The sequence below is a fragment of the Corynebacterium afermentans subsp. afermentans genome (genome assembly GCF_030408355.1).
GTDB classification, from domain to species: domain Bacteria; phylum Actinomycetota; class Actinomycetes; order Mycobacteriales; family Mycobacteriaceae; genus Corynebacterium; species Corynebacterium afermentans.
The window spans coordinates 1,044,433-1,066,702 of sequence record NZ_CP046606.1 but is presented as its reverse complement, the minus strand read 5'-3'; the positions used below and the strand labels follow the sequence as shown (position 1 = coordinate 1,066,702).

Annotated in this window: 16 protein-coding genes, 3 tRNA genes and 2 pseudogenes; 2 read left to right on the top strand and 19 right to left on the bottom strand. The window is 64.3% G+C overall.

The genetic code is table 11. The features are described from left to right. Nucleotides 1–26: 26 nt before the first annotated feature. Nucleotides 27–2,078, top strand: coding sequence for a fibronectin type III domain-containing protein (locus CAFEA_RS05080; RefSeq protein ID WP_063937335.1), 2,052 nt, complete (start codon nt 27–29; stop codon nt 2,076–2,078). Between the two features lie 73 nt (nt 2,079–2,151). Here the strand turns inward: CAFEA_RS05080 and CAFEA_RS05075 are convergent, their stop codons facing one another. The 12 genes from CAFEA_RS05075 to CAFEA_RS05020 all read right to left on the bottom strand — a co-directional run bounded on the left by CAFEA_RS05075 (nt 2,152) and on the right by CAFEA_RS05020 (nt 13,529). Further along, nucleotides 2,152–3,594, bottom strand: a complete 1,443-nt coding sequence (locus CAFEA_RS05075; RefSeq protein WP_063937336.1) for an FAD/NAD(P)-binding protein — start codon at nt 3,592–3,594, stop codon at nt 2,152–2,154. Nucleotides 3,595–3,604: 10 nt separating this feature from the next. Continuing rightward, the gene (locus tag CAFEA_RS05070; RefSeq protein WP_063937337.1) at nt 3,605–4,180 is read right to left on the bottom strand and encodes an HD domain-containing protein; all 576 of its coding nucleotides are present in this window, start codon (nt 4,178–4,180) and stop codon (nt 3,605–3,607) included. 80 nt (nt 4,181–4,260) lie between these two features. Beyond that, nucleotides 4,261–5,082, bottom strand: a complete 822-nt coding sequence (locus tag CAFEA_RS05065; protein WP_172796712.1) for a PhzF family phenazine biosynthesis protein — start codon at nt 5,080–5,082, stop codon at nt 4,261–4,263. Nucleotides 5,083–5,144: 62 nt separating this feature from the next. Further along, a tRNA-Glu gene (locus tag CAFEA_RS05060) sits at nt 5,145–5,217 on the bottom strand. Nucleotides 5,218–5,293: 76 nt separating this feature from the next. After that, on the bottom strand, nt 5,294–6,343 hold the full coding sequence (locus CAFEA_RS05055) for an ABC transporter ATP-binding protein (RefSeq protein ID WP_063937338.1): 1,050 nt from the start codon (nt 6,341–6,343) through the stop codon (nt 5,294–5,296). Continuing rightward, nucleotides 6,343–7,953 (bottom strand): ABC transporter permease, encoded by a 1,611-nt coding sequence (locus CAFEA_RS05050; RefSeq protein WP_063937339.1) that lies wholly within the window; start codon nt 7,951–7,953, stop codon nt 6,343–6,345. Before CAFEA_RS05050 ends, CAFEA_RS05055 begins: the two co-directional genes overlap by 1 nt. Before the next feature lie 6 nt (nt 7,954–7,959). After that, nucleotides 7,960–9,030, bottom strand: coding sequence for an ABC transporter substrate-binding protein (locus tag CAFEA_RS05045; RefSeq protein ID WP_063937340.1), 1,071 nt, complete (start codon nt 9,028–9,030; stop codon nt 7,960–7,962). An 85-nt stretch (nt 9,031–9,115) separates the two neighbouring features. Then, entirely contained in the window at nt 9,116–10,348 is a 1,233-nt protein-coding gene (locus CAFEA_RS05040; protein ID WP_063937341.1) for an alpha/beta hydrolase, read from the bottom strand. Between the two features lie 63 nt (nt 10,349–10,411). Beyond that, nucleotides 10,412–10,484, bottom strand: a tRNA-Glu gene (locus tag CAFEA_RS05035). A gap of 29 nt (nt 10,485–10,513) precedes the next feature. Next, a tRNA-Gln gene (locus tag CAFEA_RS05030) sits at nt 10,514–10,585 on the bottom strand. 158 nt (nt 10,586–10,743) lie between these two features. After that, on the bottom strand, nt 10,744–12,231 hold the full coding sequence (gltX, locus tag CAFEA_RS05025; RefSeq protein WP_076589937.1) for a glutamate--tRNA ligase: 1,488 nt from the start codon (nt 12,229–12,231) through the stop codon (nt 10,744–10,746). A 233-nt stretch (nt 12,232–12,464) separates the two neighbouring features. Continuing rightward, entirely contained in the window at nt 12,465–13,529 is a 1,065-nt protein-coding gene (locus CAFEA_RS05020; RefSeq protein WP_063937342.1) for a CE1 family esterase, read from the bottom strand. 85 nt (nt 13,530–13,614) lie between these two features. On the opposite strand from CAFEA_RS05020, the gene CAFEA_RS05015 reads away from it, so the two are divergent. Beyond that, nucleotides 13,615–14,730, top strand: a complete 1,116-nt coding sequence (locus CAFEA_RS05015; RefSeq protein WP_063937343.1) for an isochorismate synthase — start codon at nt 13,615–13,617, stop codon at nt 14,728–14,730. 5 nt (nt 14,731–14,735) lie between these two features. On the opposite strand, the gene CAFEA_RS05010 is transcribed toward CAFEA_RS05015, so the two are convergent. From CAFEA_RS05010 to CAFEA_RS04980, 7 genes and pseudogenes are all read right to left on the bottom strand, one after another. Further along, nucleotides 14,736–15,527, bottom strand: a complete 792-nt coding sequence (locus CAFEA_RS05010; protein ID WP_074432049.1) for a fumarylacetoacetate hydrolase family protein — start codon at nt 15,525–15,527, stop codon at nt 14,736–14,738. Nucleotides 15,528–15,561: 34 nt separating this feature from the next. Further along, nucleotides 15,562–16,035: pseudogene (locus tag CAFEA_RS05005) on the bottom strand (exonuclease domain-containing protein); the annotation flags it as partial. 217 nt (nt 16,036–16,252) lie between these two features. Continuing rightward, nucleotides 16,253–16,957: pseudogene (locus tag CAFEA_RS05000) on the bottom strand (CBS domain-containing protein); the annotation flags it as partial. Between the two features lie 138 nt (nt 16,958–17,095). Next, the gene (locus CAFEA_RS04995; protein ID WP_063937345.1) at nt 17,096–18,544 is read right to left on the bottom strand and encodes a hypothetical protein; all 1,449 of its coding nucleotides are present in this window, start codon (nt 18,542–18,544) and stop codon (nt 17,096–17,098) included. A 10-nt stretch (nt 18,545–18,554) separates the two neighbouring features. Further along, nucleotides 18,555–19,571: a 3-isopropylmalate dehydrogenase gene (locus CAFEA_RS04990; RefSeq protein WP_063937346.1), complete on the bottom strand. Its 1,017-nt coding sequence runs from the start codon at nt 19,569–19,571 to the stop codon at nt 18,555–18,557. Nucleotides 19,572–19,631: 60 nt separating this feature from the next. Beyond that, nucleotides 19,632–20,489 carry a hypothetical protein gene (locus CAFEA_RS04985; protein WP_253704936.1) on the bottom strand — a complete coding sequence of 286 codons (858 nt, stop codon included), beginning with the start codon at nt 20,487–20,489 and terminating at the stop codon, nt 19,632–19,634. Next, the gene (locus CAFEA_RS04980; protein WP_063937347.1) at nt 20,489–22,258 is read right to left on the bottom strand and encodes a DUF262 domain-containing protein; all 1,770 of its coding nucleotides are present in this window, start codon (nt 22,256–22,258) and stop codon (nt 20,489–20,491) included. Before CAFEA_RS04980 ends, CAFEA_RS04985 begins: the two co-directional genes overlap by 1 nt. Nucleotides 22,259–22,270: the final 12 nt, after the last annotated feature.

Genomic DNA, 22,270 nt, shown 5'->3' with positions numbered 1-22,270 from the left:
AAAGCGGGTGATTTAAGTGGGCAACCATGACTCTCCTGCGTACCCACCGTTCCCTGCGCCGTGGCACCATCGCCACCGCCGTCGTTGTCTCCCTGTTCGCGCCGATGACCACCGCTGTGGCTGCGGACGCTGTAAACACCAAGCTCAGCCGCATCGTGCTCGGTATCGGCTCCGACGCCACGGAGGCCAACGTTTCCTGGCAGTCCAAGTCCAACGAGCTGCAGTACCTGGAGTACTGGCCGGCGGACAACGCGGCCGATAAGACCAGCGTCGAGTCCCCGCGCGGCAAGTACAACGGGGCGGTCTTCTACCCGCACGAGGCGAAGATGACCGGCCTTGAGCCGGACACGGAGTACGTCTACCGCGTGGGCAACGACGACCGCGGCTGGAGCGAGGAGCGCACCTTCACTACGGGCGAGGATTCCGACTCCTGGAGCTTCCTGGCCATGGCCGACGCACAGATCGGCGTGGACGCGAAGATCGACGAGCAGTCCGCCGCCTGGAACAAAGCAGTCAATGTCGCCACCGGCGAGCACCCGGATTCCGCGTTCCTCATGCACCTCGGCGACCAGGTTGAGGGCTGGGGCGCAGCGGTCAAGCAGCTCGAGGAGTTCACCGCCCCGGAAGCGCTGCAGAACTACCGTCTGGCTGTACTGAAGGGCAACCACGAAACGTACACGTCGGACCGCCACTTCCAGGACACCTACTTCCTGCCCAACGAAGACGGTGCATCCGCAAACTACTTCTTCAACTACAACAACATCCTGTTCATCGGCCTCGACGGCAACCGCTCGAGCGCAGCAGACATCGAGGCCCACGCGAAGTTTGTCAACGACGCAATCGCGGACCACGGTGCGGACGCGGACTGGGTGATGGTGGGCATCCACCAGGCACCGTTCTCCCAGGGCACCCACTACACCGACAGCGATGTGGTGCGTCTGCGCGAGCAGCTCACGCCGAAGCTGTCCGAAGCCGGAGTGGACCTGGTCTTGAGCGGCCACGATCACATCTACACCCGCACCCACCTGATGAACGGCTTTGATCCGGTGATCCCGGAGGGCGCTGCAAAGTCCGGCGATGTGCTCATCCCGGAGGACGGCGAGGTGCTCTACCTCACCTCCACCACCGCCACCGGCGGCAAGTACTACGACTTCCAGGACGAGTCCGGTGAGACCCACCCGAACATCCGCGAGGAGCGTGCCCGCGACCTGGCCCACGATTCGACCGCCCGTTGGCGCCAGGACTACAACCCGGACTACACCAACATCAGCGTCTCCCCGACTGAGCTGAAGCTGACCACCTACAACATCAACACCCCGTACGTGGTGGACCAGGTCACGCTGCAGAAGAAGGACGCGGAGAAGCCGGAGGAGAAGCCGGAAGAGACCACCAAGCCGACCACCGAGCAGAAGCCGACCACCGAGCGGAAGCCGACCACCGAGCGGAAGCCGACCACCGAGCGGAAGCCGTCTCCGGAGGTCGTAACCACGACGCAGACCTCGGGGAAGCTGGTCCCCACCACGAGTACCTCTGTCGGCACCGCAACGGTGACGGAGACGTCCGTGCAGACTACGCCGGCCACCAAGACGGTGGAGAAGACCAAGACGGTGCCGACCACCGTGAAGGAAACCGCCACCGGGACCTCCACGGTTGAGGTGCCGACCACCATCACCAAGAACGCGGAGCCGACCAAGGCTGTGCCCACCACGGTCAAGGAGACCGTCACCAAGAACACTGAGCCGGAGGTCACCACCGTCACCTCCGTCGGTACTGCCACCGTGACCGAGACGTCCACGCAGACCGCCCCGGAGACCAAGGTCGTGGAGAAGACCAAGACTGTACCCACCACGGTCACCGAGACCATCACCAAGAACGCCGAGCCGCAGGAACCGGCTGAGGATTCGGACGCGGATAGCACCGGCAAGGACACCGCGGGCAGCGTGTCCGGCAGCAGCACCGGCGGCATCATCCTCACCGTGCTGGCAATACTGATCGCCGTCCTGGGTGCGATCTTCGCGGCGCTGTCCTACGTCCACCCGCAGTGGATTCAGGACATCCGCAAGCAGTTCAACATCTAGCGCGAAACGCTCAACCCGCCACCGCGATCACCCGGATCGCCGTCGCGGGTTCTGCGCTTTTCAGCAGCCGCTTCTAGTGCTCTGCCGCAGCGGCGCTCACGCGGTCTGCCCAGCGTTCAATGCCATGCTGCTTGGTGCGCTTCAGCGTGTCGTGGCCGAGCACCAAGCCTTCGTTCATGCGGCCCGCAGCGGCGAGGTGTTCCTGCCCCACGAGCGTGGCGTCCGGCTTCACGTGCAGCGCATTCGTGTCGGCGTAGCGCAGTCCGATTCCGGCCTCCACCAGATTGCCCACCAGGGTGCCTTCGACAATTCCGGGCGGCGCCTGGACTGCGTCGATGACGACGGTCGCACCGACCTCCTCAGCCAAGTCGCGGAGGTCCTCCTCACCGCGGGCGACGAGCTCGATGCGGATCCGGCCTTCGTCGATAAGCTCGAGCATGATCTGCGCAGACTCCACCGGTGGGCCGAAGCCGACGCGCTCCAGAGTGGAAACGAATGCGTCGAAGTCCTTCCCACCCAGGGTGTGGCGACCGCCGTAGGAGGCGCGGTCGATCACAGCGTCGTAGGTGTCGCGGAACGCAAGCGCCACCGCAAGAGCCGGCGTCCACGGGCGCTCCCCTCGGGCCGCGGCAACGGATGCGCGAAGCTCCGCCACTGGGTCCCCGGTGAAGTCTTCACCGCGCAGCACGTTCCGGATGTCGTCTTTCCCGCCTTCGCCGCCGGCGATGCGGAGTAGCTCCGTGGCGCAGTCCGCGAGGATGCCTTCCAGCTCATCGAGGCCTTCGCACTCGAGGATCTTCTGCGAGGCCTCCTCGATGTGCGGCTGCGCCTCCTCCTTCGCCTCGCCCTCGAAGTACGCCTTGACCTCCATGAAACGGCCCGACCGGGTCACGGGGTAGAAGACTTTCGCGTCGGCGTACTTCACCACGTCAATGAAGGTCAGCGCAGCGCCGCGCACCAGCGCGACATCGTCGGGGCCCACCGCGTCCAGGTTCGATGCCGGGTAGGCAGGGGCGACCACCTTGAAGTCGCCCAGGTCCGCGTGCGCAAGCGAACCGGGCCAATCATGCGCGTGCCCGGTGACCATGAGAACCTCGTCGAAGTGCTCGCCGAGCACGTCTACCCCGCTGTCGGTGGGCTCGACCATCTCGATATCTTCCACCCGGTGGGTGAGGCTGCAGCGCGGCGGCAGGTTCTGCTCGAGCGCACGCCACGACTTATCGAGGTGCTCCCCGACGTGCCTGCGGCTGGGAAAGTCCCCCGGAAGCTCATCGTTCGGGTCAAGCGGCCCGAGTTTCGTCTCCACAATGGACTTCGGTGCGTTGAGGATGAACTCCTCCGGCACCGAATCCCGAAACGCCCCGGGCGCGGAGGACTCCTCCAGCGGCTTGGCGTCGAACACCGTCACGTCGATAGCAGCGCCACGCTCCCGTGCCCGCTCCATGAGCTCTTCTGACGCCCACAGACCGCGCGGGCCGGCGCCGATAATCGCTACCTTCATCACCGATTTTTGCATGCGCCCCAGCTTATGCGCCGCGGTTCTCCAGCCGCTCCACCTGGTGGGCTAGCTCCACTCCCAGCGGGTTGCCGGGCAGCCGTTCCTGCACCAGGTCCGCCACGGAGCGGTACCACCACAGCTGGCGCTCTTTGCCGGAGTTGAAGCGGCCCCACAGCTCGTCGCCGAGTTCATCGAGGTCTGCGTGGATGGACAGCAGGTTGTGCAGTTTGTCGGCGGCGGAGATGAGCACGCTGCCGTCGTCCGCCTCACGCAAATGCGCCAAGTACGCGTCCGAGCGGTCCTGCCAGCTGGAAAGCGTGCTGTCCTTGGTCACTCCGCGCACTAGCTCCACCACCCGGTCGCCAAACTCCTCGGCCATGCGTTGCGGACTGTACTCCTCGGGCACATCCTCCAAAATGTCGTGGAAGAGCGCTGCGACGAGCACGTCCTCGTCGTCGGTGACCTGGGAAACCAGCTGCATCACACCGAACACGTGGGAGACGTACGGGATGTCGGTTCCTTTGCGGACGTGGTCGCGGTGCGCCCACGCTGCGGTGTTGATTGCCTGGATAAGTCGCGGGGACGCGACGGGAGCATTGGTCATGCCAGACCCCTTTCTGTCGGGAACGCTTCACACGATACGAGCGCCGCCGACATCACCACCCCGCTATTCGCACACCCGTTCTATCCCGCCTCCAGCGTCCCCCGCACCCGCACTCGCGCGCGACCACCAACCCAGATGTCCTTCCCGTCGTCGGTGATCTCCGCCCGTCCGTCGCGCCCCAGCGCCGTGCCCTGCGAGACCGTGTACTCCGCCGGCACATCTCCCCTCCCTCGCAGCCACTGCGCCATCGCACCGTTAGCGCTGCCAGTCACCGGGTCCTCGAACGTCGGCGTGAAAGCTCGCAGCTCATAGGCCGGATCCGCACTCCCCGTCAGCGCCGCAAACGCCACCTTCAGGTCACTTACCGCCGGCTTCTCCAGTGCCCGCAACGCGTCCAGGTCATCCAGCAACGCCAGCTTCCAGCCGGGGCCGTTGTCACCGAAGGCGGCGCTGACAAGCAATTGCTTCTCGACGCCAAAGGTGTCGCACACCTCGTCCTTTTCCTCATCCGAGAGCTGGTCGTCGCGCTTGAGCGGCGGGGTGGCGAATGCGAGGGAGTCGCCCTCGATGCGGACCTCGACGTTGCCCACGCCGCACTCCTGAATGACGCGACCCTGGTTGCGCGGCGTGTTACCGAGCTCCAGCCACGCACGCGCCGTGCCGAGCGTGGGGTGGCCGGCGAAGGCATATTCCTCCATCGGCGTGAAGATGCGCACGCGATAATCCGCCCCAGGATCGGTCGGCTCGAGCAGGAATGTCGTCTCGGAGAAGTTGGTCCACGACGCAATCCGTTGCATCTGCTCGTCGCTCAAATCATCCGCGCCGCAGATGACGGCGAGCGGGTTGCCCGTGAACGCGCCGGTAGCGAAGACATCGATTTCAAAGAAGTCCAGGGAAGTCACCCGGCCAAGGCTACCAATGCGAAAACTCCCGACCCGGAGTCCGGATCGGGAGTTTTGCGTTGTACCCCGTACGGGATTTGAACCCGTGTTACCGCCGTGAGAGGGCGACGTCCTAGGCCGCTAGACGAACGGGGCGCGCTCGCTTGTTTGCGACTTGTTAACAATAAAGGACGCTATTGTCCACCAACAAATCGGCAGGTTAGGGTCGTTTTTATGTGGTGTAGACCAACGGGGCGTGGACGTTGACGCCGACCGTTTCGCCAACTTCTGGGGTGGTGCGGGCCGAAGTGCGTGCGCGAAACTCCACACCGTCCACATCGATGGTGAGCGAGTAGCCGGACACCTCAAAAAGCGAGGAGGTGACCCGGCCGTTTAGTACGTCCCGCTCCCCTGGCGCTGCCACTTCTACCGCCTCAGGCAACACCGCAACGGTGACAGCACCTCTATGGCCTGATGCGCCAACCATCTCCACATGCGCAGTCGGCCATTCCATGGCAGGCGCTGTGACGACCACGCGGCCGTCGAGAATTTGTCCCTCTAACAGCGTCGCGTCAGCGATAAAGGAGGCCACCCACGGCGAAGCTGGTTGAGCGACGATATCCCTCGGCGAGGCAAACTGCTCGAGCTTTCCGTCTCGCAGCAATGCGATGCGATCGGCGATGGCAATCGCTTCCTTGCGGTCGTGGGTCACGTGCACTGTAGTTAGGGAAGACCGCTTAGTCAGTGCAACAAGCTCTCGGCGAAGACTGTCTCGCAGTGGTTCGTCGAGAGCCGACAAAGCTTCGTCGAGAAGCAGCACTTGAGGCTTGGCCACAATCGCGCGCGCGAGTGCGACTCGCTGCCGCTGACCGCCAGACAACGTTGAAGGTTTCCGGTCTCCGTAGCTCTCCAACCCAACGGTGCGCAACGTCGATTCGACGAGCTGTTGTTGTTGCTTCTTGCTCGTACCTGCGCGTTTGAGCGGGTAGGCGACATTATCCGCAACACTCATGTGCGGCCAGACTGCGTGCTGCTGAAACACCATGCCCATCCGCCGCTTTTCTGGCGGTATGCGAGTCACGTTTGTGCCGTCGAGGGAGACCGTGCCTGTGGAGGGCTGCACAAACCCGGCGAGAGTGCGCAGCAGCGTGGTTTTGCCCGAGCCGGACGGGCCGACTAGCGCTACGAACTCGCCGCTACCAACGCGTAGGTTGATGTCGTCCAACCCAACGGCACCGTCTGGGAATACGACGCTGAGGCCGTCAATCGCAATGTCACTCATCATGACTCCTTGTCAGGGTTGCGCACGGTCAGTGCCAGGGCGGCAATACCGATTACTGCAAACATCAATGCAAGCGCTGAAGCTTGGTTGTAGTTTCCGGACTGTTGGAGGTTGAATAGTTGCACACCAATTGTTGTGGTGCCCGGAGCGACGAGCAGAATTGACACGGTGAGCTCGCGCACCGCGGTGACTGCAACGAGAACTGCCCCGGAGAACGCCGCTGGTACAGCCATTCGCCCCGAGGTATCCACGATTGAGCGCACCCTACCCGCGCCAGAGATTCGTGCCGCTTCTTCCACTGCAACCGGAATCTTGCTCATCGGTGCGCGCACTGCCTGCAGCACCAAGGCTGTGAAGGCGCAGACGTATGCCAACAGGATCACCCAGCGGGTGTTGTAGAGCCCCGTGTACCTGCCCACAATGAGCCATCCGACGCCAATGATCAGCCCAGGGAGTGCAGCCGGAAGCAATGTAGCCAGAGATAGCGGCGTGTTAGTACGCGCGCGGGTGCGGGTGACCAAGATGCCGATCGCCCAACCCAGCAGACCGCACAGTAGCGCGGCACCGCCTGCGAGAGCGACCGAGTTAGTGAAACCATCAACCACCCGCGGGTTGCTCAGGGTGCGCTGAAAATTCGACAGCGAGATGGTCTCCAACGTAAACGGTACACCCGGGGCCGGAAGCAGCGCACGGTGAGCGAGCCCCAAGATCGGACCGAGGGTAACCGCGAGTGCAAGGACCCAGGACACCACGGTGACAGGAACTCTCGCCACACCGAGTGAAAGTTTCATCGTGCTGGCACCACTGACTTGCGAGGAGGCTCGGCGCGACACCGCGTAATCTGCCACCACGGCGATAATGCCCAGCAGCATCAACACTGCTCCAACTGTGGACACGACCTGCAGCGGGTTGCTTACCGTGCCTGATTCCATAAACCGGTAACACATTGTCGCTAATGTCTCGAACTGCACCGGCGACCCCAGAATCGATGGAATACCGAAGTCGGCGAGGTTCGACACTGCCGTCAGGGTGAAGGCGCTCAAGAATGCTGGCCCCAACAGCGGGATGGTCACAGTGCGCAGCACCGTGCCACTGCCCGCGCCACTAACGCGCGCAGCCAGTTCGAGATCAGACGGGATCTGGCGCAACGCTGCGGCCACAATGACGTACACAACCGGGTACGAGTGCAACGTCATCAGAAAGACGATGCCGTCGGCTCCGTACAGGTCCCACAGCGGCCGGTCGAACAGCGCATTGAGCCCCTGGTTTCGGCCAAACAGCTGCAGCCAGGAAATGGCACCGACGAACGGTGGGACTAACAGCGGCGAGAGCAGAAATAAACGTAATCCCGTTGCTCCACCAACATCGGTGCGCTCCAAAACAATCGCAATCGTGCCACCGATGAGTACCGCGCCCATAGAAGACAGCACGGTGGTAATCACGGAATTCCAAGTGGCACGCGCCAGGCCTTGTTCCACAAGTACCGGAAACTGATTTCCCCCGAGCGCGAGTGAGACCACCAGCGCGAGCGGGACAGTAAAAATCGCCGCGGCAACCAACCACACCCCTAGGCGAGCGAGGTTGAGCCCCGGCGAAGAAACGCGTTGCATTGCCACCTAGTTCATCGCGCTCTGGAAGAACTCTACGGAACGTGCGCGATCGTCCGTCAGCGTCTGCAGATCAGCATCCATCAACGCAATATCATCAAGCTCCGGGGCATCACCCGGCGTACCGACGCCGTCAATGATCGGCAAGTAGTTCTGCTCGACTGCTAGTTCTTGGCCCTTCTTCGACAGCACAAAATTAATAAACAACTCCGCCGCAGACTGGCTCTTCGAATCCGCGAATACTGCGATCGGCTCGGTGATGTACGGCGAGCCTTCGGTGGCGTAGACCTCCTTAACCGGGGATCCCTGTGCCGCCAGATCGCGCACGAGGTAGTCCACCACTACGCCGACCGGGTGGCCACCACCCGCAATCTCCTGCGAGGTCGGGCCGTTGGATGCAGCAATCATCGGTGCGTTCTCGCCCAGCTCGGTGAGCCAGTCCTCACCGAGCTCGTCGTTGTTCATCCACACCGTGGCGTTGTATGCGGCTGCGCCGGAAACTGCCGGGTCCGGCATGACGATCTTGTCGCGGAACCGTGCGTCGGTCAAATCAGTCCAAGACTGTGGTGCATCAGCTTCATCGATCACTGAGGTGTTGTACGCAAGAACGGTAGAGATGATGCGGGTGCCAACGTAGTACCCTTCCGGGTCCGCGGCGCCGTCGATAACCTCACCAGTTTCCACATCATTCAACTGTGCGAGCAGGTCTTCAGCCTTGAAGGCCTCAAAAGTTGGTGCGTCCGCCGCCCAGATCAGGTCGGCCTCCACGGAGCCAGATGCCTTTTCTGCCTCGATACGCGCTTTGAGGTCACCGGTGCCTGCGCGATAAACCTGCACGTCTACATCCGGGTGCTCCTCATTAAACGCTGCGATAATTTCGTCGACCTTCTCCTCCGGCTCGGAAGTGTAAAGCGTGAGCGAACCGGTGGCAGAGTCCTTGGCCGCGTCTTCAGCAGCATTCCCGCCGGAGGTTCCGTCGCTAGATGCTGTGTCCTCTGTAGGCTCAGAGCAGCCAGCGAGAGCGAGCATCGCGGCGCTGAGGGCGGCAATTGCAGACAGGGACTTTCGTGTGAATTTCATTAAGAACTCCTTTGCGCACGGTAAAAACAGCGCTTACCTTAACACCGCATCCCACCGCACGCTCGCCGAACAGCAGCGCCAGTTGCTACCCACTCGACCCTGTAGAACCGCCGACAGGCTGCGGTGTCTCCTCTGAAAGAGGCGTCTTCGTCACCGGGTTCTCCCGCTCGAAGGGTTGCACGTCGAGCGCCGGCCCGATCACCGACCAGCTTTTGCGCATGGACTTCTCAAACAGACCCCAACTGTGCGTGCCCTCCACCTGCGGGTACCACTGCACGTCGAGGCCTGCGCGCTGCGCCCTATCCACGAAGTACTCAGAGCACGCATACGACGCCGCCTCGATCGCCACGGGCGGGCCAACGCGCTCGGAGGACGTCTTCGTGTCGTCGATAGCGCCGGGCACTCCCTGCGCGGCGGAGATGAACAGCTTCGTGTTTTCCAGCGCGTCCAAGTGCAGCACGGGCGAATGCGCCATCCACGCCGGGTTGGAGGACATGCCCCACATCTTGTGGGGATCCGCCCCGTTGAGCTGCAATGCCTGGCGCACGTATGTGTCGCCGAGGACACCGGAGGTAGCCGGGCACCCGGAGTACGACGCCGCGGCGGCAAACCGCTCCGGTTCCAACGACGCAATATTGAGTGCTGGCCCGCCGGACATGGAAATGCCTGCGATGGCATCGGTGCCGGTGCCGTGGAACTGCTCGTCCATAAGCGGAGGCAGCTCTTTGGTGAAGTACGTGAGCCACTTGTTGCGCCCTGTCGCATCGTCCTCGCTGTACCAATCAGCCTGCATTGAAGAGACTGAGCCGATCGGAGTGACCACATTGACCAGTTTGTCCTGGAAGAACTCCTGATAATCGGACGAGTTGCGCCAGGACCAGCCGTTGGCGGCACCGTCCGCCCCCATCAGCAGGTAAAACGTGGGCCGCGGAGTGTCGTTCTCCGGCCCGCCGGGCAGGATCACCTCGTTTTTGACCTCCCTATCCATCGATGGCGAGTACACGACGACCTCGTAGACGTCGTTTTCAATGTGCGTCACCGATTTCAGGGTCGCGGGCTTCGCGTCCGGTTCCGGGAACGTCTCGGCGACGTTGCTGGAGCCATTGCCTATCGACGACCCGCTTGCCGCCGAACCCTCGTAAAGCGGCGCACCGAAGACACCCCCACCCAGCGTTGCGAGAAACAGCGCCGGAACTGCGAGCAGTGGAATCGACGACGACAAGCTCAACGCAGCTGCTGGCACACTGAACGCGTCGATGAGACTGGAGCCGCTTTGACGAATTTCACCGCTGAACAGCGACGACAACTTCCACACCATGCGCTCACAGTACCGGAAGCGAAAAACCTCCGGCCCAAAAGCTGGACCGGAGGTTTCGCGTTGTACCCCGTACGGGATTTGAACCCGTGTTACCGCCGTGAGAGGGCGGCGTCCTAGGCCGCTAGACGAACGGGGCATAGGACACAGAACTTAAAAGCTCTGCAGCTGGCCTACCAGGACTCGAACCTAGAATGACGGTACCAGAAACCGTTGTGTTGCCAATTACACCATAGGCCATCGTTTTTCTAGCTGACCTGCGCTTTCCCTTGCGGTTTCGCGCCTGTCTTGCTGAACAACGTGGATTACTATAACCATGAATCGCTACAGCAACCAAATCCGCAGGCCACCGCCCAAATCGCGGTGGCCGTTATTGCGCTATAACAACAGCGTTGTAACTACTCCGCCGCCTGGTAGGGAGTCACCTCTCGAGCGGCACGGAGACGCTTCAGCGTGGACTCGCGGCCCAGCAGCTCCATGGACTCGAACAGCGGCGGAGACACTGCAGCGCCGGTCGCGCCAACACGCAGGGCACCGAATGCGACACGGGGCTTCAACCCGAGGTCGTCGATAAGCGCCTTGTTCAACGCCGCCTCGATGTTCGGCGTGGTCCACTCCTCTACCGGTTCCAACGCGGCGATGCCCGCGTCCAGCGGCTCGATGGCGGTCTCCTTGAGGTTCTTCTTCGCGCTCTTCTCGTCCAGCTCCAGGTCCTCGTCGGCGGTGACGAGGAACTTCAGCAGGCTGTAGCCCTCGGACAGCACCTTGATGCGGGTCTGCACCAGGTCCGCTGCGACGGCGAACTTATCCGCCGGGTAATCCTCCGGGAAATCCGTGTGCTCAGTCAGGTACGCGCGGAGGCGGTCACGGAAGTCCTCCGGGGCCAGCAGTCGGATGTGGTCGGCGTTAATCGCCTCCAGCTTCTTCTGGTCGAAGCGAGCCGGGTTGCCCAGCACGTCGTTGACGTCGAAGGCCTTGACAAACTCGTCGACGCTGAAGATGTCCTGGTCCGCGGACAGCGACCAACCCAGAAGCGCCAGGTAGTTGATCATGCCTTCCGGGATGATGCCGTTGTCGCGGTGGTTGAACAGGTTGGATTCCGGGTCACGCTTGGACAGCTTCTTGTTGCCCTGGCCCATCACGAACGGCAGGTGGCCGAACTCGGGGGTGAACTCTGCGACGCCGACGCGTTTGAGCGCCTCGTACAGCGCCATCTGGCGCGGGGTGGACGACAGCAGGTCCTCGCCGCGCAGGACGTGAGTGATGCCCATCAGCGCGTCGTCGACAGGGTTGACCAGGGTGTACAGCGGCGCGCCGTTGGAGCGGGCGACCACGAAGTCCGGCTGCGTCTCGGATTTGAACGTCACCTCGCCACGTACCAGGTCGTTCCAGGTCCAGTCCTGGTCCGGCATGCGCAGACGCCACACCGGCTTGCGGCCTTCCGCCTCGAACGCGTCGATCTGCTCTTGCGTCAGGTCGCGGTCGAAGTTGTCGTAGCCCAGCTGCGGGTCGCGGCCGGCGGCCTTGTGGCGCTCCTGAACCTCTTCGTTCGTGGAGTACGCCGGGTACACCTCGTCAGCCTCGATGAGCTTGTTCAAAACGTCCGTGTAGATCTCGGAGCGCTGGGACTGGCGGTACGGCTCGTGTGGGCCGCCCACATTGATGCCTTCATCCCAGGTCAGGCCCAGCCATTCCAGCGATTCGATGATCGCCTGGTAGCTCTCCTCCGAGTCACGCGCGGCATCCGTGTCCTCGATGCGGAACACCAACGTGCCGCCGGAGTGGCGCGCCTGCGCCCAGTTGAACAGTGCCGTGCGCACCATGCCCACGTGCGGGGTTCCAGTTGGTGACGGGCAAAAACGTACGCGCATTGAAGAGTCAGTCATGTGCGCAATCGTAGCGCGCAGAGCCCCTCGCTTATCGACGTCCTCCGGTCCCCGCCGCTGTCCCCCATTATGCGGCCGCAGAACCGGCACAACATGGTTTTGTAAAACTCGGCCTAAACAAAACCTAAAGCCCAATACCCCAGCTCCCCCTCACCCCACTGTGGCCGAGTTTTACGAAACCGCGCCTTGACAGGCGCCCCGGGTCGCGCCCCGGGAGGCGCTTAGGTGGTGCGCTACTTGGAGTGGCGGGAGAGGAACGCCCACATTTCGTCGGCGGCGGACGGCGAGTACCACCAGTAGTGGTTGGAGCCGTGCACCTTTATCACCTCCACGCCTTTACGGCAGCCGCGTGCGGAGACGCGGGTGGCGTTATGCAGCGGGGCGCGGTTGAGGCCGGGGCCGCAGCCATTGCGGAGGGCGTAGGAACCGAATAGTTCCGGAACCGGCAGTACGCGCTGGCCACGGCGGGTGGTGCCATAGTACGGGGTGAGCGTGTCGTTCATGCCGTGCAGTGCCATGAATGCGATGGGCAGGTTCTGGCAACCCCGGTTCACTGGCGCGTAGTACGCGCCGGATACGCCTGCGACACCGGCGAAAAGGTCCGCCATGTGGCAGGCGGAGACTGCTGCCATGCCGCCGCCGGTGGACATGCCGGTAGCGTAGATGCGTCGGCGGTCAATGTTGTAGTAGCGCTGCACATCGTCGATCATGGCGCGCACGTAGGCGATGTCCTGCCCGGGCCGGGTGACCGCGGTCGGCGAGCCTTCCCAGGATGTACCAATGGCGCGCGGGTAGACGATGATGGCGTCGCGCCCGACGGAGGACTCGCGCAGTCGGGAGTAGTTGCGGAAGTTTTCGGTGGAATCTTGGTAGGCGGAGTAGCCGACCATCACCGGCGTCGGGTTCGCCGGGTTGTAGCCTCGCGGCACCCAGATGAGGTAGCTGCGTCCGGCGGCGTGGATTTCGCCGTTGGTGCCGTTAGCCACTGGTGCGGGTGCTTGTGGCGCCCAGGGCGCAGGCACCGGCGCAGGCACCGGCGCAGGCGCGGGCAACGGATTGCGCGGAAGAGCCGAGCTGCCGGGGACGGTGTCGTTGGCCATTTTGACGAACTTGTTCCACTCGGCGTTGGCCTGGTTCACAGCGTCGGTGGCGGCGCGGTTAGCGTCGCTGATCGCGCGGTTGACCTGTCCGTTGATTTGGGACGACATATCTTGGGCCCCGGCCTGCACCGGAGCGATCGCACTACCTGCGATTAGCAAGGCGGCGAGACCACCTGCAAGGCGTTTCACAATTTTCACACTGGTCACATTAAACCCACTTTTATGTAGCGGCAAGCAATACAGACGTGCGTGCACAAACTGAGGTTCGTTAAAGTATCGACACATGCCGACTTCCAGACCCGATAGCGCCCCAGACTTTCTGCTCTCGCGTGGCGACGGCTCCGTGCGCACCCAGGGTGCACTCCGCACCTTCGACGACGCATGGGAGGCCGCGGACGCGATGGCGCGCGGCAAGGAAGAAATGGTCGTCGGCGCCCTCCCCTTCGACCATGACTGCCCAGCGGCACTCACGGTCCCCGAGCACATCATCCGCGAGCCGGGTGCGCTCGAGCCGCACCCGTACTACCGCGTCGGCGAGGGTTCCAAGCTCAACGCAATGCTTATCGACGTTGACCCGTCCCCGGCCGAACACCTGCGCCGAGTCGAAGCCGCCATCTCGACAATCCAAAGCTCCGCCCTGGACAAAGTTGTGCTGGCGCGTGCTGTAGACATCGCGTTTGACCCGCCGGTGGACCCCCGCTTGGTCGCGGCGCGGCTGATCGACCTGTCGTACACGCACGACGGGTTCATCGCAGAGCTCACCCCCTCGGGGCGCACGGGGCATTTCCTCGTGGGGTCCTCGCCAGAGGTGCTGGTGCGCCGGCGCGGCAGGCGCGTCTGGTCGTTTCCCCTGGCAGGTTCTGCCGCCCGTGTCCCCGGCGACCAGGATGCAGATCAGGCGGCGGCCAACTCACTGCGCGATTCTGCGAAAGACCTAGACGAGCACCGCTTCGTGGTCGACCACATCCGGCGCATCCTGGCGCCGCTGTGCAGCGAACTCACCGTCCCCGATCTGCCAAGGCTGGAAAAGACCAGCGAGATGTGGCACCTGGCCACACCGATCGAGGGCGTACTGAAAGACCCCGCGCCGAGCGCGCTCGACCTAGCCTTGAGCCTGTACCCCACCCCGGCTGTCTGCGGCACCCCGCAGGCGGCGGCGGAGGCGTTGATCACCACCGCCGAGTCGGACCGCGGGTTCTACGCCGGCGCGGTGGGATACACGGATGCTGCCGGCGACGGCGAATACATGGTGGCTATCCGCTGCGCCGAGGTCAACGGCGACGGAACCCGGGCACGCGCCTGGGCAGGCGGGGGCCTGACCGCCTACTCGGACCCGCAGGCGGAGCTCGACGAGACCTCGGCCAAGCTGCGCACCATCATGCGCGCGCTCGGCCTGTAGGTGTCCTACGCCCGCTCGACCGGGTTGCCCAGCTTGCCGATTCCGGGGATCTCCACCTCGATATGGTCGCCCGGCACCATCTCTGCGGTGCCGGCGGGCGAGCCGGTGGCGATGACGTCGCCAGGCAGCAGCGTGAAGGATTCGGAGACCCACTCCACCATCTCGCCGACGGATTTGATCATCTGGTTGGAGTTGGAGTCCTGCTTGGTCTCGGTGACGCCGTTGTGGGTATGGTGCGCCTTGATGGGCAGGTTGGCAAAGTCGAACTTCTCCAGGTCCGTTTCAATCCATGGGCCGATGGGGCCGAAGGTGTCGATGCCTTTCGCGCGGGCCCACTGGCCGTCTGCGAACTGCAGGTCGCGGGACGACACGTCGTTGATGATGGTCACGCCGCGGATGACAGACTTCCAGTCTGCAGCCTTGACATTCTTGCACGGCACGCCGACGACGAGTGCGAGCTCGCCCTCAAACTCCACTCCGGTGGCGTACTCCGGGATCTTGATGGCGGCGCCGGGGCCCACCACAGCGGTGGACGGCTTGATAAAGATCGTCGGCGGCAGGTGCTCTGAGGACTGCTTGAACACCTCCGCCACGTGGTCGGCGTAATTGCGGCCCACCGCCACCACCTTCGACGGCAGGGTCGGGGCAAGCAGGCGGACGTCCTCAAGCGCGTACTCTTTGCCGGTGTATTCGGGGTCAGTGAACGGGGTGCCAGCGATTGCCTTCGCAGTTGTGCCCTCGTCGTCGATGACGGCGAACGTCATCCCTTCAGGTGTTGCAATTCGTCCAAAACGCATGTGACAGAGCATACAACCAATTACAAAAGTGGCGTTACCCGGATGCGGTCAACGCGAGATAGAGCTCGGCGCACGCCACCGCGTCGGTCAACGCGTTGTGGTTCGCGTACGTCGGCAGGTTATAACGCTGCCGCACCCTGGGCAAACGCAGGTCTTCGCCGCGCGGGTAGGTGCCCATGCGTTCCATGTGGCGCCGCTCCATGGCGAAGGTGTCAACCACCTCACTGTCGTGCAGCCGCCACTTGGACCCGCGCACATCTTGGTGCAGTTTGCCCAGAAACCCGGTTTCCATCTGCGCGAAATGCGCGAGCAGCTTCCGCCCGTCGAGCGCAGCCAGAAACGCCTCCAGCACCTCTGCAGGCTCGCGGCCCAGCGACGTCACCTCGTCGTCGGTCACCCCGTGCAACGTGGCGGACTCCCCCACGTCCGCCCCGCGCAGAACAAAGTATTCGGCGCCGGCGAGGTCGATCACCCGGCCGTTGACCGGCACCCACCCCACGGACACCAGCGGGCCCAAGCTTCTCGACGGCTAAAGTGCCCAACCTTTTCGCCAGCGCGTCCGCAATCGATGTGAGCAGCCGCTGCGTCTCCGCCGCCGAGGCTCCGCGCTCGAAAAACCGCACAGCGACGCGCGCCGCGTCCCGGTAGGCGCCCTCCAGCTCATCCTGCGACGCCCGGGCGACGTCCGCCGCGAGGTAGATTGGGTCCGCCTGCAGCTGGCGCATGATGTCCGTGGCGGTGACCACGCCCACTATCTGACCTTGGCCGGCGACCGGCAGGTGGTGAATGCCCAGCTCGCTCATGGTCAGCATCGCCTCGAACACGAGCGCGTTGGGGGCGATGGTACGCACCGGGCTGGTCATCACATCTGCCACGGGCCTGGACGTGTCCACCCCCGCTGCGACCACGCGCGAACGCATGTCGGCGTCGGTGATGATGCCGGCGATGTCCTGCCCGTCGGTGATGATCAGGCTGCTGATGCCCTCCTCGCCCATCGTGCGGGCGGCCTCGGCGATGCTCACGTGCTTGTCCCGGGTGACCGGCCCGCGGCCGGCGAAGATCTCGCGCAGCGGGGTGCGCAGCACGTCGGTGGCGCCAACATCGCGCACCTCCTCAGCGGCGGCACGCACGCGGCGCGAGGCGGTTTGGAAGAAACGGCCCATGTCGGGGAATTGCTCAAGCAGCTCGAGGAACGCCTCGCGCGGGAGCATGAGCAAGATGCTGTCTTCCACCGCCTGCATGAGGTAGGCGGACTCACGCTCACCCACCAGCGTAGAGTAGCCGAAGTTCAGGCCGGCCTCACGCCGGTCCAGCAGCAGGTTGTCCGCGCTGACGATGTCCACCGCGCCGGAGCGGATGACATAGAGCGTGTCGTTGGGCTGGCCCACCTCCACCACGGCCTGGCCGCGACGGACATAGGTGATGCCCATCTGCACGGGAAGTGCGCGAAGGATGTCCTCGGGCAGCGTCGAGAAGGGCTCGTGCTGGGCGAGGCAACCGTAGACCTCATCAAGCTCCACACTCATGGAGCAAGAGTATCGTGCAGCTGCGCCCGATACCGGCGGTTTTTACTGGTAGCTGACAAACCACGGACGCGGGTTGACGTCGCGGTAGGTCTGCTCCGGGGTAAACGTCGGGAAATCCTCGTCGAAGAAGTTCTTCCACGCCATGAAGTAGTTCGGGTCCAAGCCTTCGCGCAGCACGTTCCAGGTATCGAACTTCTGCTCCGGGCCGCCGTGGCCGTCGGCGTGCAGGACCCAGGCGAGCTCTGGCTGGCCGGTGACAATGTTCTCGCGGTCCGGGTACATGGACACGTTGAACTGGTGCAAAATCATTGCCTTCTGCGGCAGGTTGTTGTCGCGGACGAGCTGGGCGAGCCAGTCAGCCACCTCGTTGATCTCGCCCGAGGTGGCGCTGCCGATGCGAGACAGGGGCTGCTCGCCCGGGTTGAGCTTCCACTCGGCGTCCAGTGCCAGGCCGACGTTCGGGCGCTTGAGCAGCTCTTCATACAGCTTGGCCTGCTCGAGGAAGCTGCCCTGGCCGGGCTGCAGGTCGATCACGGCGTAGCCGCCGGCGTTCACGATCGCGTCGACGTAGGGCACGAGGTCTTCCATCGGCGTCTCGTTGGAGAAGTTACCGTCGTCGCCCGGGCCGCCGGAGGCAACGGTGGCGATGACCTCGAACGCGGGGATGACAGGGACCTCGCTAAACGGCTGGTAGTCCTCGGCGTACTTCTTGGCCAGCTCCACCGCCGCCGCCGGGTCCTGCTCCCCCATCACGCCCAGGTCCGGGCCGTAGGGGTGTCCGTACAGCGCCACCATGCGGCGGCCCGGGAACGCCAGACCGCCGCCGCCCGGCAGTTCGCCGTTGTCCGCGAGTGCCGCACGCGCCTGGAAGTTTTCGGTGTCGCCCCACTGGCGGCCCAGCGCAAGGGTGTCCTGGTCGGTGACGGTGCGCATGCTGTCCGCCGTGGCGCGCGGATCCGGCACTGCCAGCACCTGCACCTCAGCGCCAGCCGCACGCGCGGTGGCGACGGAGGCGCGCGAGGACAGTGCGGTGGCGAACACCGGCGGCATGGTCAGCTTGCTCGGGTTCTGCGCATCCAACGCCGCGATGGCAGCGGCGTCCTCGGCCGGCTCGGCGGAGGCGACCGCCTCGGCTTCTTCTTCATCGCCCGGCACGTTGATCACGCGCGTGGCGCCCAGGCGCTCAACCTCGGCGTCGACGGCGGAATCGGTGCCGTCGAGACGCACAAGCATCGGCGCCCCAAGCTTGACGGCGATCGCCGCTGCCTTGAGCTGCTGGTCGCGCTCTTTCGCGGAGACCACCACGGTCTCCGAGGAATCAAAGAGGCGCTGTGAGACCTCCAGACCGGTGCCGTCTGTGTCCTGGATGACCTCGTCACCATTTGTTTCAAGGGCTCCCGGCTGTCCGATCCCGCCTTCTGTGCTGCTGCAGCTGGTGAGCACCAGTGCGGTTGCGGTCAGGACGGCAGGAATCGTGCGGGTCACATGCATGCGCACAACCCTACTTCAGGGCGGCGGCGATCCTGTCACCCACTTCGGCGGTGCGCAGCTTCGCGTCCTCGCGGGAAGCCACATCGCCCTCCACGGCTTCCTCGATGCGCGCGGCGTTGTCCTCGTCGCCGAGGAAGCGCAGCATCATTGCCACCGACAGGATCATCGCGGTCGGATCCGCAATGCCCTGGCCAGCGATGTCCGGGGCGGAGCCGTGCACCGGCTCAAACATGGAGGGATACTCCTTGGCGGCGTTGATGTTGCCGGAGCTGGCGAGCCCCACGCCCCCGGCGACGGCGCCTGCAAGGTCGGTGAGGATGTCGCCGAAGAGGTTGTCGGTGACGATGACGTCGTAACGCTGCGGGTCCTGCACCATGTAGATGGTCGCGGCGTCGATGTGGTTGTAGTCCACCTCCACCTCAGGGAACTCGGCCGCCACCTCGTCGACGACGCGCTGCCACAACCCACCGGCGTTAACCAACACGTTCGTCTTGTGCACCAAGGTGAGCTTCTTGCGGCGGGTCATTGCCAGCTCGAACGCGTAGCGCACCACGCGGGAAACACCGTGGTAGGTGTTCTGGGAGACCTCTGACGCCACCTCGTGGTCGGTGCCCTGGCGCAGGGTGCCGCCGTTTCCGGCGTAGAGCCCCTCGGTACCCTCGCGCACCACCACAAAGTCGATGTCGCCCGGATTTGCCAGCGGGCTCACCGACGACGGGTACAGCCGCGACGGGCGAAGGTTGACGTAGTGGTCCAGCTTAAAGCGCAGCGGCAACAGCAGGCCGCGCTCGAGCACGCCGGCCGGCACGCGCTCCGGGTCGCCGATGGCGCCGAGCAGGATCGCGTCGTGCGCTTTCAGCGCGTCCAGGTCCGCGTCCGTGAGCAGCTCGCCGTTTCGCAGGTAGCGGCGGGCGCCGAGGTCGAAATCGGTGGTCTCCACGTCGTCGCGCACGGTGTGGAGAACTTTGAGGCCCTCCGCCATGACTTCTGGTCCGATGCCGTCGCCTGCGAGCACTGCAATTTTCATATCCTGAAACCTTCTTCTCACATAGTAGAAACCAGCCTCAGGCTATCACCTCGCGCCGCGCTAGTAGGCCGCTTCCGCCTTCCGAATCCGCGCGGCCAGCTCCTCGGAAGTGCCAAAGTGGCCGCCCAGCGCCACCAATGGACGCTCGGCCAGCCCCGCCATGGCAAACAGGGTCTGCTCGCTCCGGCGCGGATCCGCCAACGGCACCACAGTCACATCCGCGCCGTAGCTGCGCGCGTTTGCCACGGACGGGATCGAGGATTCCCAGGTTGCAACCACCCTTGGTGCCATATTGGCGTCGCGGCGGGACTGAATGGGGAAAGGTTCCGGGGTCGACGCGGGCAAGACCGCCGGATCCGCCCACTGCGCACGCAGCCACATCGGTTCGAGCTGGCGCAATTCGGCCACTTCCCGCACCGCCTCCTGCGGCGTGGCGACGGTGCGCTCCCGGTAGCGCAACGCCGTCATCTGCTCCAACGCCCGCAGTCCGCCGGGGTCGCGCCGCACGCTCACCGCGCCTTTCGACGGCGCAATGGCCACGTCCCCGACCGTGAGCACGTTCACTGTGCGCATATCCGCGATCATCTGCACGTACTCGGCGTGGCGGGCCGGGTCGTAGACCATCATCGGCGCGTTCGTGGTCACCGCGATGGATGCCGCCCGCAGCTGTGCCTCAACCGAGGTGTCGCTGAGCACGAGCGTCTCCGACGTGGGGAAGAACAACTTCGTGGTCTTGATACCCAGAACGTCGTCGACGACCTCCGGCTCGCCCGCGAACAGCTTCCCCACGTGCTTGGACTGGTTCACGCCGCGGGCGCGCTCAAGCTGGCTCAACTGCGCCTCCGGCGCACACGACATCAGCATCGCGGCGGCAGCAATCACAGCGGCCGCCCGGGCGAGGCTTCCCGCTTTCGCCACTAGTTCTCGCCCGGTTCCCAGTCCCGCTCGGCGGCACGGTCCATGGCGTACTCGATCATGCCCACGAAGCGCTCGCGCCTGTCGGCCACAAAACCTTCCCAGTTCGAGGCCAGCACCAGCTCCGGATCCATCTCGTGGCCTTCAAGCATTGCGTCGAACTCGTCGTCTTCCAGCAGGGACTTTGACTGCAGCCGGGACAGGTAACGCTTCGGTTCGTTGCCCTCGATGACCACGTCCGTGCGCCGTCCCATCGGGGTGCGGTTGAGCACTGAATCGGCCAACTCCGGGTCTTTTTCCAGCGCACCGGTCACCGCCAGGTACTCCGCCGGGAACACCTGCCGGAATCGGGGCTGCAGCTGCCCCACCGTTTCTGCGTTAAACGGCTCGGCAGTCCGCCAATCGCGTGCGCCCCTGGCCATGAGTAGCGAGTACAGGCCGCGGTAGACGCCGCTGTCCGGGCCGGCGGTGCGCAGGCGGGACTCGAAAAACTGCGCGTCCGACACCGTGCGGGGCGGCTCGTCGGTGTCCTCGCGCACCCAGGGGGTCACCTCGGTGACATCCAGTCCGATGCGGATGGTGGGCGCGTGGGAGCCGTACAGCTCGCCGAAGACACCGCACCAGAACCAGCGGTTAAGCCGGTCCGCTGCCCCTTCGCGCTCAAGCGCGCCCGGATCCTCAGCCAGGCGTGCCAAGATCACCGCCAACGGGATCAGTTGGGCCGGGTACGGCACCTGGTCCGCGGAAACAACCCGTCGCTCCTCCAAAAACGCCGCCGCGGCAAGGAAACCGTCCAGCATCTCGCCTGCGTGATTCCGGTACTGCTCGAGCGTTATGTCCAAGATGTCGCCGCGGTGACCCCGCGCCTGGCCGCGCCTGCTGGACAGCAGCAGCGACAGCGCACGCAAAAACTCCACGCGCCCAACGCTGTCCAGCACGGGGTGCTCGCGCAGCTTGCGCTCCGTATCCAACCAACTTTCCGCCAGCACGAATGACGGATCCTCGGAGGCGAAAACCGCCGTGAGGAGTTCAAAAACGTCCATCTGCACGCCGGCGGAGTTGGCAAAGGCGAAGATCTGGCCGACACCGGCCTGCGTGGTTTCGCGGTCCACGCGGATCACCGGCACGTCGTAAGCCGGAAGTGCCCGCATGACCTGGTTGACAAAGCGCTTGACCGCGTCGCGCAGCTGCTCGTCCTCAGTGTGCGCCGCCATGTCCACGAGCACGTCGTTGCCCTCCGGCCACAGCAGCATGCTCACCGGGATGACACCGTTATGTATGTATGCCTCACGCGAATTCAGGGCACCGTCGACGTCCGGCCCAAAGTGGGAGCGCACCTGCCCTTGCTCGTCCACCGCGAAAAGCGCCTCCACCGGCATCGGGTCCGCGGACGCCGCGGCGCGCACGTCCACCATGAAGCGGCGGCAGATCGGCCGGTTTAAATAATCCACGGTCTGGACCTCGCCGTTGTTCGTGAATGCCTGGTAGAGCGAGGTCAGGCGCTGCTGGCCGTCTAAAAGCAACAGCCCGGGGGCCACGCCGTCGACCTCCACGCCCTCGAGCGGGCGCGGCTTGAAGCGCTGCTCCATGTTGCGCGTGTCCAGGGCGAGGAACGAGCCCACCGGGTAGCCACGCAGCACCGAAGTCACCAGCGTGCGGACTCTATCGACGCCCCACAGATATTCGCGCTGAAAATCGGGCAACTGCAGCTCTCCCCGCCCCGCGCGGGAAAACAAGTCCTTAAGTGAGTAGCTCGGCGTGGTGAAACCCATGGCACCACAGCG

Bases quoted from the DNA above. Each gene is read 5' to 3' on its own strand.
- CAFEA_RS05080 (WP_063937335.1), top strand. From the start codon at position 27: ATGACTCTCCTGCGTACCCACCGTTCCCTGCGCCGTGGCACCATCGCC.
- CAFEA_RS05075 (WP_063937336.1), bottom strand. From the start codon at position 3,594: ATGCAAAAATCGGTGATGAAGGTAGCGATTATCGGCGCCGGCCCGCGC.
- CAFEA_RS05070 (WP_063937337.1), bottom strand. From the start codon at position 4,180: ATGACCAATGCTCCCGTCGCGTCCCCGCGACTTATCCAGGCAATCAAC.
- CAFEA_RS05055 (WP_063937338.1), bottom strand. From the start codon at position 6,343: ATGAGTGACATTGCGATTGACGGCCTCAGCGTCGTATTCCCAGACGGT.
- CAFEA_RS05050 (WP_063937339.1), bottom strand. From the start codon at position 7,953: ATGCAACGCGTTTCTTCGCCGGGGCTCAACCTCGCTCGCCTAGGGGTG.
- CAFEA_RS05045 (WP_063937340.1), bottom strand. From the start codon at position 9,030: ATGAAATTCACACGAAAGTCCCTGTCTGCAATTGCCGCCCTCAGCGCC.
- CAFEA_RS05040 (WP_063937341.1), bottom strand. From the start codon at position 10,348: ATGGTGTGGAAGTTGTCGTCGCTGTTCAGCGGTGAAATTCGTCAAAGC.
- gltX (WP_076589937.1), bottom strand. From the start codon at position 12,231: ATGACTGACTCTTCAATGCGCGTACGTTTTTGCCCGTCACCAACTGGA.
- CAFEA_RS05015 (WP_063937343.1), top strand. From the start codon at position 13,615: ATGCCGACTTCCAGACCCGATAGCGCCCCAGACTTTCTGCTCTCGCGT.
- CAFEA_RS05010 (WP_074432049.1), bottom strand. From the start codon at position 15,527: ATGCGTTTTGGACGAATTGCAACACCTGAAGGGATGACGTTCGCCGTC.
- CAFEA_RS04995 (WP_063937345.1), bottom strand. From the start codon at position 18,544: ATGCATGTGACCCGCACGATTCCTGCCGTCCTGACCGCAACCGCACTG.
- CAFEA_RS04990 (WP_063937346.1), bottom strand. From the start codon at position 19,571: ATGAAAATTGCAGTGCTCGCAGGCGACGGCATCGGACCAGAAGTCATG.
- CAFEA_RS04980 (WP_063937347.1), bottom strand. From the start codon at position 22,258: ATGGGTTTCACCACGCCGAGCTACTCACTTAAGGACTTGTTTTCCCGC.